Consider the following 12,200-nt stretch of genomic DNA (forward strand, 5'->3'; position numbering starts at 1 on the left):
AGCAGTGAAAACTATGTATAAAACAGAAACATATCTTGCTCAACTAGGTAATCGCAGTGAAACGGCGACAGGAACAGTCAATCCGCCGGTTTACTTTTCGACAGCTTTCCGCCACGAAGGAATTGGCCAATCAACTGGATTCGATTACACAAGGACAGGTAATCCAACACGTCAACTTTTGGAACAATCCATCGCCAACCTTGAAAGAGGTGACCAAGGATATGCTTGCAGTTCAGGAATGGCGGCCATTTCTACCATACTAGCCTTATTTAAATCAGGTGATGCATGGATAGTCAGCGAAGATCTATATGGTGGTACATATCGTTTGCTAGAACAAGGTTTTAAAAAATGGGGCTTACAGTGTGACTATGTAAACACTTGTTGTTTAGAGGATATCGAAAAAGCTATTACTCCTCAAACAAAAGCCATCTTTATCGAAACTCCCACTAACCCTCTTATGCAGCAAACAGATATTAGCGCTGTTGCCGCACTTGCCAAACAATTTAATTTACTGTTGATTGTTGACAACACTTTTTATACGCCGCTTCTGCAGCAGCCTATCCTGCTTGGAGCCGATATTGTAATCCATAGCGCAACGAAGTATCTCGGTGGTCATAATGATGTTCTTGCTGGACTAATCGTGGCTAAAGGTGCAGAATTATGTGATTCGATTGCCTTCCATCATAATGGAACAGGAGCGGTGTTGAGCCCATTTGATTCATGGCTGTTAATGCGCGGAATGAAAACCCTGGCACTGCGGATGGAACGTCATGAAAAGAACGCCAAAATCCTTGTAGATTATTTATCAGAACATGAATGTGTAACGGACGTCCTGTATCCCGGCAGAGGTGGTATGATTTCTTTCCGGATAATTGACGAAGCAGCGGTCAATCCATTTTTACAATCACTTTCATTAATTTCATTTGCAGAAAGTCTTGGAGGCGTTGAAAGCTTCATCACCTATCCTGCTACACAAACACATGCCGATATCCCTCTTGAAGTTAGAACTGCTAATGGGGTTTGTAATCGACTTCTACGCTTCTCGGTTGGCATCGAAGACAGCGACGATTTAATTCAAGACCTGCAACAAGCATTTGCACATGTAAAAAGGGAGGCACTACGATGACTAATCATGATTTCAGTTTTGAAACCAAATTACTTCATAACCAGCATAAATTCGATCCGACAACAGGCGGTGTGAGTGTCCCTATTCAGCACGCTTCCACTTTCCATCAAACTGATATCGATACATTCGGCAAGTACGATTACAGCAGGAGCGGAAATCCAACACGGGAAGCACTTGAAGATATCATTGCCGAGCTTGAAGATGGTACTCGCGGCTTTGCCTTTTCATCAGGTATGGCGGCCATTTCAACAGCATTCCTTCTGCTTTCTGCTGGCGACCATATCGTCATCTCAGAAGATGTGTATGGCGGTACGTTCCGGATGGTTACAAGCGTGTTGACCCGCTTCAACATCGAGCATACTTTCGTTGATATGACGGACCTCGAAAGCGTTAAAGCGGCCGTTCAACCTAATACGAGAGCGATATACATTGAAACACCTTCAAATCCATTGCTTAAAGTGACTGATATTAAAGCCGTTTGTGATATCGCAAAAAAAGTCGGCGCATTGAGTTTTGTCGACAATACATTCTTGACACCAGCTCTGCAAAAACCGCTGAACTTAGGGGCGGATGTTGTCCTTCATAGTGCGACGAAGTTTTTATCCGGACACAGTGATGTCGTAGCTGGGCTTGCTGTCGTAAAAGATCCTGAATTGGCTGAAAGACTCGGTTCCCTTCAAAACTCCTTTGGAGCGGTACTTGGTGTCCAGGATGCCTGGCTTGTTATGAGAGGTCTGAAAACCTTGTCTGTACGAATGGAACACTCTCAAAAAGGAGCAGAAAAAATTGCAGACTACTTAAAACAGCAGCCATTAGTGAAAAAGGTGTATTACCCTGGGCTTACTGATCATCCACAGCATGCAATCCAGGAAGGACAGGCCCTTGGTGCAGGTGCAGTTTTATCATTTGAACTAGAAAGCGAGGAAATTTTCCGCTCATTTGTGAACACTGTCGAACTTCCTGTTTTTGCGGTTAGTCTTGGAGCAGTAGAATCGATATTATCCTACCCGGCAAAAATGTCCCATGCTGCCATGCCTGCTGATGAAAGGGAAAAACGAGGCATCACCAACAGCCTGCTTCGCCTCTCTGTCGGCCTTGAGAATCCAGATGATTTAATTAAAGACTTTGACGCTGCTCTTGTAAAAAGTGCAAAAGCGCATGCTATTCCAGTTAAATAAAATATATAGAAAAAAAGGGTGCCTGGAGCAACCCTTTTTTCTATTATTAGGATTTTAAATGAGGCATTCACTACGTTATTACTAAAAAAATTATAAACCTTAATTTACCCACGAGTTCTTCCATCTCCCAAAATAAAAATAAAGGCCATCGATTTCTCGATAGCCTTAACATCATTTCTTCATATTATATTTTTCTAAGAAGCGATCCACACGTCCGCCTTTTTCAGCAAATTTCTGCTTGCCGGTATAAAAAGGATGCGTATCTGAACTAATCTCTACTTTTAATAAAGGATAAGTTTGACCGTCTTCCCACTTAATTGTTTCGTTAGATTTTTTCGTAGAGCCTGTAATAAATTTATAACCACTGTTAGTATCCATAAATACTACTTGCTGATAATCAGGATGAATTCCTTGTTTCATTATTATCACCTCTTCGTAAGTATCCCTCATTTTCTGAAAAATTATTCTTAATTTCTCCCTTCATTATTCCACTAGGTTTTATCCAGCCATTCCCTTATGCGACCCAGCCTGCAGTTCATACATTTGATAGTACTTTCCTTTCAACTCCATTAATTCTTCATGTGTCCCCTGCTCAGAAATCCGTCCTTTATCCAGTACAAGAATTTGATCGGCATTTTTAATCGTGGAAAGCCTATGTGCAATGATAAAGGTCGTTCTTCCTTTCTTTAGTACTTCCATTCCTTCCTGGATAATGGCCTCTGTTTCTGTATCGATGCTTGCAGTGGCTTCATCCAAAATCAAAATCGCCGGATTAAATGCGAGCGCGCGTGCAAAAGAGATTAGCTGCCGCTGTCCTGAAGACAATGTCCCGCCTTTTTCAATAACCGGCTCATCTAGCCCTAGAGGCAGATGCTTCAGCACTTTGTCCCCGCCTACATCTTTTAATGACTTTTCAACCATTTCCCTTGTGATATCTTTATGATTAAGGCTGATATTGGAAGCTATGGTTCCAGTAAATAAATATGGATCCTGAAGGACAATTCCCATATGCTCTCTAAGTGTTTGATGAGGAATATCTAAAATATCCCTTCCATCAATCTTGATTTGTCCTTCACTACTATCATAGAAACGGAACAACAAATTCATTATTGAACTCTTTCCCGAACCAGTATGACCAACTAAAGCTACTGTCTCACCTTGTTGCGCAGAAAATGAAATGTTTTTTAACACATATTCATTTTCTTTATAGCCGAATGAGACATTTTCGAATTGCACGTTTCCTTTATATCGGGAAATGTTTTCATCACTGACTTCTAATCCCTGCTCATCCAATAAACTGAATGCCCTCTCCCCTGCAACAAGCGCTTGTTCTAGGTTAGCAAACTGATTGACAATCCCGTGAAGCGGATGAAGCAGACGACTGATCAAATCAACAATTGCATACATTAACCCTAAAGAAATAGCTGAACTTGCTGTAAGCGACATCCCGCCGAAATACCATACAAATGCTATTAGCGCCATGACCTTAATGACACCAATCAAGTTTCCTCCCGTTAATGAATTTAAATTGAGCATTTTATTTTGATACGAGTAATGCTCCCGGTTCAATTTTTCGAAAGAATGTTTTGTCTCCTTTTCACGTCCGAATGCCTGAATGATGTTCATTCCTTGAATGGATTCATTGATCATCCCGTTAATATCACTGACTCGTTCCCGAATAATGTGATTATATTTCGAGGCGAATTTGCGATATACCTTCGTCCAGATAACGATAATGGGAATAAGTAAAAGGCCCATGAGCCCTGCACGCGCATCCAAAATATACAAAGCAATGAGAACGCCGATAATATTAATCGTGCTTGAAAAGAAGTTGGCGAGCACCGTCACATATAACTCTCGAATCGCCTCAGTGTCATTAGTAACCCTAGCAACAACTTTCCCAGCGGGCATATTATCGAAATAACGAATGGGCAATCGGGAAATATGAGTAAAAATATCATTTCTCATCTTCTGAATAATTCGATTCGCAGCTTTCTGTAAATAAAAACTCTGCCCATATTGAAAAACAGAAGAAATGATAACAAGACCAAAGTAAAAAGCTACAAGCTTTATAATTCGCGGAATTTCTGGTTGGTAAAACTCCATTAATTCCTGACTTGTTAATTTCTCTACTGATACCATTTGCTCTTTTCCGTTTTTCTCAATTATTAATGTTTGGTTTTCTAAGGTTCTATCGCCATCGATGGCAACAGCTTCATTGACGAAGACGAATTGATTGCTAACCTGCAATACATGGACTTCTTTTCCTTTCTTCTCATCTTCAGTAAAATAATCTGCCCGTTTATACCAATTATCACCGTACTCGACAGTATCTTTCCCTTTTTCCGTTTCATACCAAGAAGATTCGATACCAAGTATGTGAGAATCAATGATTTTTTTAGCGATGAATGGACCCGTTAAGTCAGCGGCAACGGAAAGCGCTAGCATGATTAGGGCACCAATAATCAATTTTTTATAAAGAGCAGCGTATTGATAGAGTTTCTTTACCACCTTCATGCTCTCACCTCCGTTTCTGCGTCAATTTGTTGTCGCTCATATTGCTCCCTATACCAGCCATTTTGCTTCAGTAAATCTTCGTGAGTTCCTTCTTGGATAATCTCTCCGCTGTCCAACACGATAATTCGATCGGCATGCTGAACGGCTGATAAGCGATGTGTTGTGATGATGGTCGTTTTCCCCGACCGTTCATTTTGGATATTTTCAATGATTGTCGTTTCTGTCTTTGCATCGACGGCTGATAAGGAATCATCCAATATAAGGATTTCCGGATTTTTAATCAGGGCCCTTGCAATCGAAATCCGTTGCTTCTGCCCACCTGAAAGAGCGACCCCCTTTTCACCGACAAGTGTCTCAAGACGCTTAGGCAGCATCGTTAAATCCTTCTCAAAATCCGCAAGCCGGATAGCTTCAGCCAGTTCATCTTCCGTTGCATCCAATTTACCGAATAAGATATTGTCTCTCACAGACTTTGAGAATAAAAAATGATCCTGCGGAACGTACCCGATCCATTTACGAATATCTTCAAGCTCCAGTTTCTCTAACGGCATACCTGAAAAAGCAATCTCCCCGTTTCCTAATGGATATTCCCGTAGTAACTGCTTCACGAATGTCGTTTTTCCACTTCCAGTTTTTCCTACGATTCCCAGGGTCTGCCCACGCTCAAGTTGAACGGAAATATTGGAGAGATTAACAACTGTTGAAGATGGATACGTAAAAGAAACTTGATCAAACTTAATATCTTCCGGATTAGAAATCCTCTCCGGCTTCAATGAATTTTTCACATCCGCTTCATAAGAAAGAGTATCTTGAACACGGTCAAGCGAAGCATTTCCCCTTTGCATGACGTTAATTAGTTCACCAACCGCAATCATCGGCCAGATTAACATTCCAAGATACACATTGAATGAAACAAGACCTCCAAGTGTAATGGTTTGTTGAAAAACAAGATAGGCACCGTAACCCAAACTGATTAAATAACTGATACCGATGATAATGCTAATCGTCGGGTCAAAGAGTGCATCAATTTTCGCTACCTCGAGGTTTTTACGATATACATCCTCAGTCATTTCATCAAATCGCTTTTCATCCTCCCGTTCCTGAACATAGGCCCGGATGACCCGTACACCAGAAATGGATTCCAGCACTTTGTCATTTAAGTTACCAAAGGCTGCCTGTGCATCCGTAAAACGTTTATAAATTTTTTTCACGTAAATTTGCATCATTAGGGCCATGATTGGAAGTGGCAACACCGCCGCAATCGTCAATTGCCAGCTGATAGTTGCACCCATCATAATCACAACCGTGATAGTAAATAGAACTGAGTCAACGAGCGTTAATATCCCAAACCCAGCAGTGAGCGAGATTGCCTTTAAATCATTGGTGGCCCTTGCCATTAAATCTCCTGTCCGGTTTTTTTCATAAAAAGCCGGCGTCATTTTCAACAAGTGCCCCATAAACCCGGATCTAAGTTTTCGTTCGACCAAGTTTCCGCCGCCGAATAAAAGATAACTCCATAAGTACCCAAATAGATAGCTGACACACAGGACAATGAGCAAATAGATAACGTATTTCATGATTCCTTCTTGCGTCATGTTGCCGTTGTTCATGTCATCAATGGCATTCCCGACAAGCTTTGGTGGAATAACCTCCATAATATTCACTAGGCATAAAAATAAAATGGCCCAGGTATAACGCTGCCATTGCTCTTTAAAGTACCAGGACAGCTTTTTAAATATCGCAAACATGAATTCCCCTCCCTTATGTTCTCACCATTAATTTACTAGCCGCTTTCTGGATCTCCTGGTTGGAGTAGAACCACCATTGTTATTTGTCTCATTAATAATTCCTCCTATCTTTTATATTGAAAGGATGCTATTGCATCGGATTCCCTAAATAACAAAAAGCCCCCGTTAATTAAGCGGAAGCTTTTTTAGATGCGTAAGAAACACATATAAAAGGCGCAGGCCGCGAAACTTCCACAACCTGCGCTTAAAAATGATTAATGAGCACGTTCGACCCTTTGTCTATAAAGACAAAGTTTCAAGGCAGGCGGATGTATGAAAATATACGATTATCACATCAATGTGCTTATCTAATTTAGTCATGACGTTCGCCTCCATTTATTATAAATTATTGGATATTTTTACCTTGTGATTAAAGATTACTATGGGTGTATATTTTTGTCAATTGTGACTTTTCTAGATTATTAATGAATAATCCTTTATTCTTATAAGAACGACTCAACCTTAAGGAGGTTCAGCATATGCATTGGAGAAAATATATACTCCTAGCGGTACCCTTTTTATTTTCATCCATATTCATCTTATTTGCCGTTCCGGTCCAGTATAGACCGCTATCATTCATTCCCGTGTTACTTTTCTGGATAGTTTATTATATTTTATTGAACCGGGAAAAGAAGAAGAAAAGTAATCGATGACGATAAAATTTCTTCATCAGTCAACAATTTGAGGGCGATGCAAAGGCAAAGCCCTTTCTTGGTGCGCTGCATATAATAATTAAAAAACATTCGTGGTGATTGTATGTTCTCGCAATATGTGCAGAAGTTGTTAGGCAAACCACCTGTCAAAACTAATCCGATTATTGATGCAGAAAGGTTTGGCACTCTAAAATCCCAATTACAAAAAGAGCTTTTTCACCCTTTAGATGAATCCAAAGCATTTTTGCCTGAGGAAACGGCTCTAGTAAAGAGCGTACGTACAGAGACAGCTGCCATGAACCGGAATAATGTAACAAGGACTCAAGCCTATCTTTCCTATTACAGGCGGAATCCCGAGGTTCATTGGTCTTTTTTAGCTCATATGGTTTCCAGAAACGGTGGATACCATATGACTGATTTAAAGAGTTCATCCATGACCCATCTCTTCAGCAAAGAGGATCGGCAAAAATTTTTCCTTTTCCTCGAACGCGCAAATTCAGCAGTCTTTGCAGATTCCTTTCCACAGCTCCTTTTATATGAACATTCCAAACGAAGAAAGTTTTCTTTAAGAAAGTTTCTACAAATCTTTCATATTTCAAGATTCATGGCACCGATATGGGAATCGTTTTTAACTGAACCTCATTCACCTCTATTAACATCCGCTCTTATCATCAATGAACAAAGAATGCTTCAGGAAAGGGTAATTAACCGTACCCGACATGGTGAAATCCTAAGAAGGCTCGATTTTCAGCTGCAGGAACTTTTAGGGTTTACGACGGTTATCTTTCCTTATGCAAAAAAGCAAGACAGACTCTATTCCTTAACTGGACTAACCGTTGAGCGCTTTACTGATCCGAAGCAGCGTATTGAAACTGGAAAAATCTTATATCAACTTCTCTTTCAGAATCCAACTGTTTTTCAAGGTGTGGGGCAATTTGCAAAAGCAGTTCACCATACCGGTTCTCGGGAGGATTATTGGAAGTCCATTTTCACCTCTGAAACACCTTCTGCAATAGAATGTAAAGTTTACAGTCCCACTCTACTTGATGCCTGGGACGACCACACCTTCTTTCCTTTACCTTCAATCGATTGGTTTACAATGGAAAGCTTCATCGAAGATTTACAAACCTTCCCAATTATAAAAAAGGTGGACTTGACCAACAAGGTGCTCGAAAATATCCAGCAACTCAAAAACATCAATAAATTGAAGTCAATTATCTAGTTTCACGCCTCTTACTTTGAATACCCCATCCTCCATTTGGCAAGAATGGTTAGCAAAAAGAATGGGTGAAGCGAAATGAGAGGCATTGTACTAATGAATCCAAACTACATGATCGGTGATTTACATACGAATGAAAGCTTTGCAATCCAAAAGATTGTGACTGACAAATATATAGAAGAAAAAAATATTTCCCCGGTCATACTAAATCCTTATCAGCTCTATCCTTATTACACCATCCCACATGTACTTCTCTCTAATTTACAAAATAAAAAGGCAGATACGATTGATTGCCTTGTGCTACATTCTATTGAAACGATAGAACGGTTTATCTATATCTACCCTGAAAAGTGGCTCGATCTTTGCGGATATTTCAAAGAGATAATCTGTGTAGTAGACCAAACTCCTGTAAGGAAAAATGAAGTAAATTAGGTATAGGCATATTTATAAGTCACAAAAATCAACATACTTAAGGCGGTGTGAATCAGCAACAAATAAAATGATTCTCTATCACGAGTTCCATATTCTATGAATGCGCTTGATTCCAAAGAACGAACATCACGATGGTGGTAAGCGCTGAAAGCGCAGTCAACATCCTGGTTGTTCATAGTCTATTTACAGCAGCAATCTACCAGGTTTAAATACCCTGATGAACAAACCGGTTCCAGAGACAGTATATATTTTCTCCTCTTCTTTATCTTTTTTTCTCCGCCTCCCATTTGAACTTCCGTATTACATGAAAAACCATACTTTTTCTATAGAGCATACGTCTTTTTCCAATCTTTCTCTTCACCGCATAAATGGTTTAAATCTGCATCCTGCAGATTTTTTAGGCTGTTCGCCCGACAGCCTTTCTACTACCCTTTATACCTATTATTAATAGATCATTTAATATATTTAAACGTTTCTAATTGTTAGAATACAAGGAATTTTTAATATATTTAACAATATTTTGGTAATATAGATAATTTTACGGATAAAGCATAGAAAAAATAGTTAATTTTATATATCATTAGAGATAGGAATTTTCTTTTATTTTACTTTTACTAGAAAGGAATGATTAAAATGGCTAAAGAAAAAAAGAAAAAAACCCCAATTCCTTTCCGCCTGAACTTTATGTTCTTTTTAATATTCATTTTATTTTCAAGCTTAATAATAAGACTTGGGATCGTCCAAATTGTGTATGGAGATGATTATCTCCGTGAAGTTGATCGAACGGAAAATGATGTGGCTAATACCCCCGTTCCCCGTGGCAAGATGTATGACCGCAACTTGAATCCAGTTGTTGATAATGATCCTCTCAATGCTATTACTTACACGAAATACCCGAATACAAAAACAGCTGATATGGTGAAGACAGCTGAGATTCTTGCTACATTGATAAAAATGGATACGAAAAAAGTTAGAGACCCAGATATAAAAGATTTTTGGATTTTAAAAAATCCAGAAAAAGCGGAAGCATTGATTACCAAGGCCGAAAGGAAGAAAGTAGTCGAAAAGAAATTAGAACAAAAAGATCTATACAAACTTCAATTAGAGCGAGTCACTGAAGATAATCTCAAGGAATTTACCAAGGATGAATTGGAAGTTATAGCCATCTTCCGTGAATTCAATAGCGGTTATGCCCTTACCCCATCCATTGTTAAGAATAAAGGGGTTTCCACAAATGAATTTGCCCGGGTAAGTGAACATTTGGATGAATTGCCCGGCGTGGATGTGACAACCGATTGGGAAAGAACCTACAAGTATGACGAAACTTTACGTTCGGTACTAGGCAAAGTTTCTTCTTCTGAAGAAGGTCTTCCAAGTGAAAATATTGATTATTATCTAGCCCGTGACTATACCAGGAATGACCGTGTTGGAAAAAGTTATATCGAAAAACAATATGAAGATGTCCTGCGCGGTCAAAAAACTCGGGTTGAAAATGTCCTGAGTAAAGGGGAAGTCATCAAAACGGAAACTCTCACGGAAGGTCAAAGTGGAAAAGACTTAGTACTGTCAATTGATATGGAGCTGCAGCAAACGGTTGAAGATATCATTGAAAGAGAATTACGCCGAACGAAAGCTAGAGGAAATACCTACCTATTAGACCGTGCCTTCGTTGTTTTAATGGACCCGAACACAGGCGAAGTACTTACGATGGCCGGTAAACAATACGGACGTAATAGTAAAACCGGTTTAATTGAAATGAACGATTTTGCCCTTGGAAACATTACGACCTCCTATACGATGGGATCATCTGTTAAAGGGGCTACGGTCTACACAGGTTTTCAAACGGGAGCCATTTCACCGGGGTCAGCTTTTTTTGACCGAAAACTACAGTTAGCAAGGGCTAAACCAAAAGGGTCTTATAGCGATTTGGGTTATGTAACGGATGTCACCGCGTTAAAAAAATCGTCGAATGTATTTATGTTCATGACAGCAATCAAAATTGCCGGCGGGCATTATATTCCCAATCGACCGCTCGGAATCAACCGGGAAGCTTATGCGATCATGCGCAACCATTATGCCCAATTTGGATTGGGTGTCCGTACCGGCATCGATCTGCCGAATGAATCGGTCGGGTTTAAAGGCGTTGACATGTCAAAAGATGGGTTGCTCCTGGATTTATCGATCGGGCAGTATGATACATATACACCGATGCAGTTGGCACAATACGCATCAACGATTGCAAATGGCGGAAAAAGGCTGGAGCCGCGGATGGTCAAGGAAATCCGGAACCCTTCCGAAGAACACAATCAGTTGGGCAGCGTCTTTAAATCGATGAGCCCCAAAGTGCTGAACGAATTAGGCGGTAAGGATGTTTGGATTCAGCGTGTCCAGGAAGGTTTCAGGCAGGTTGCCCAGGAGCCAGGCGGGACGGCATATAAATATTTCGGCGGTAAATCCTACCGTGCGGCTGCCAAAACGGGTACTGCTCAAGCCTTTTATGATGGACCGCGAAGAAATCAATATAGTAAACCAGTCGATACTATCAATCTAACACTTGCAGGGTATGCACCTCACAATAATCCAGAAGTGGCATTCTCTGTCGTCGTGCCATGGGTATATCAAGGCAAACCTTCTGACGATATTAACAAACGAATCGGCCGAGACGTAATGGACGCCTATTTTAAGTTAAAGGAAAAAAGATTAAAAGGTGAATCTGATAAAGACAAGGAAATTGAGAATACTCCGTGATATTTTCCTTATTTATTAATTAGAGATACAGTACACAAAGAGGCCTGCTCCATTTAGAGCAGGCCTCTACTATATGCATCAATCTATTACTCTAAATTTTGAACGAATTCCTTATAAAGAGCCCGCAGTGCATCTCCTCTACTGATAATGCCGATAACCTTATTATTTTCGTCTACAACGGGTATTTTCTTGAAATGATGCTTAGAAAGGACCTTTATTAATTCATCCAACGGATCTTTTGGGGATAGCTTTGTGATTTTCTTATTTTTAATGATCTGCGATACTTTGTCATTCATCTTAGATGTGACCTTTTCATCCAGTTTTTCACCTGGAAGAATCGTAATGTACGTAAAATATCCCATTATCGCATCCTCTGCAGGTGCCAAATAACGTAAGATATCCCCATCTGTTACCATCCCTAAAAGCTTATCCTGTTCATCAACAACCGGGACCCCGCCAACTTTATTTTCTATTAAAATTCGCAAAATTTCCTTTAATGTAAAATCCGGACGGGCCACATATACTTCTCTGATCATGAAA

General features: G+C 40.0%; 9 protein-coding genes. 5 read left to right on the top strand and 4 right to left on the bottom strand.

The window, feature by feature from the left end; genetic code table 11:
• Positions 1 to 13: 13 nt before the first annotated feature.
• Together JFV29_RS07160 and metC are read left to right on the top strand one after the other, a co-directional pair.
• Positions 14 to 1,126 carry a methionine biosynthesis PLP-dependent protein gene (locus JFV29_RS07160; RefSeq protein WP_053344869.1) on the top strand — a complete coding sequence of 371 codons (1,113 nt, stop codon included), beginning with the start codon at positions 14 to 16 and terminating at the stop codon, positions 1,124 to 1,126.
• On the top strand, positions 1,123 to 2,304 hold the full coding sequence (gene metC, locus JFV29_RS07165; protein ID WP_056527873.1) for a cystathionine beta-lyase: 1,182 nt from the start codon (positions 1,123 to 1,125) through the stop codon (positions 2,302 to 2,304). Before JFV29_RS07160 ends, metC begins: the two co-directional genes overlap by 4 nt.
• Positions 2,305 to 2,475: 171 nt before the next feature.
• Here metC and JFV29_RS07170 read toward each other — a convergent pair whose 3' ends face one another.
• The 3 genes from JFV29_RS07170 to JFV29_RS07180 all read right to left on the bottom strand — a co-directional run bounded on the left by JFV29_RS07170 (position 2,476) and on the right by JFV29_RS07180 (position 6,569).
• On the bottom strand, positions 2,476 to 2,724 hold the full coding sequence (locus tag JFV29_RS07170; RefSeq protein WP_053344867.1) for a type B 50S ribosomal protein L31: 249 nt from the start codon (positions 2,722 to 2,724) through the stop codon (positions 2,476 to 2,478).
• Between the two features lie 78 nt (positions 2,725 to 2,802).
• The gene (locus JFV29_RS07175) at positions 2,803 to 4,821 is read right to left on the bottom strand and encodes an ABC transporter ATP-binding protein (RefSeq protein WP_201182052.1); all 2,019 of its coding nucleotides are present in this window, start codon (positions 4,819 to 4,821) and stop codon (positions 2,803 to 2,805) included.
• Positions 4,818 to 6,569, bottom strand: a complete 1,752-nt coding sequence (locus JFV29_RS07180) for an ABC transporter ATP-binding protein (protein ID WP_201182061.1) — start codon at positions 6,567 to 6,569, stop codon at positions 4,818 to 4,820. Before JFV29_RS07180 ends, JFV29_RS07175 begins: the two co-directional genes overlap by 4 nt.
• A 795-nt stretch (positions 6,570 to 7,364) precedes the next feature.
• Here JFV29_RS07180 and JFV29_RS07185 point away from each other — a divergent pair.
• From JFV29_RS07185 to JFV29_RS07195, 3 genes are all read left to right on the top strand, one after another.
• Positions 7,365 to 8,483: a DUF2515 family protein gene (locus tag JFV29_RS07185; protein WP_201221773.1), complete on the top strand. Its 1,119-nt coding sequence runs from the start codon at positions 7,365 to 7,367 to the stop codon at positions 8,481 to 8,483.
• Between the two features lie 75 nt (positions 8,484 to 8,558).
• Positions 8,559 to 8,912 (top strand): hypothetical protein, encoded by a 354-nt coding sequence (locus JFV29_RS07190; protein WP_201182064.1) that lies wholly within the window; start codon positions 8,559 to 8,561, stop codon positions 8,910 to 8,912.
• Between the two features lie 633 nt (positions 8,913 to 9,545).
• The gene (locus JFV29_RS07195) at positions 9,546 to 11,660 is read left to right on the top strand and encodes a peptidoglycan D,D-transpeptidase FtsI family protein (protein WP_201182066.1); all 2,115 of its coding nucleotides are present in this window, start codon (positions 9,546 to 9,548) and stop codon (positions 11,658 to 11,660) included.
• An 86-nt stretch (positions 11,661 to 11,746) separates the two neighbouring features.
• On the opposite strand, the gene JFV29_RS07200 is transcribed toward JFV29_RS07195, so the two are convergent.
• Positions 11,747 to 12,196, bottom strand: coding sequence for a CBS domain-containing protein (locus JFV29_RS07200; RefSeq protein ID WP_207196278.1), 450 nt, complete (start codon positions 12,194 to 12,196; stop codon positions 11,747 to 11,749).
• Between the last annotated feature and the right edge of the window lie 4 nt (positions 12,197 to 12,200).

The sequence above is a fragment of the Peribacillus sp. TH16 genome (genome assembly GCF_016651095.1).
Lineage (GTDB): Bacteria > Bacillota > Bacilli > Bacillales > DSM-1321 > Peribacillus > Peribacillus butanolivorans.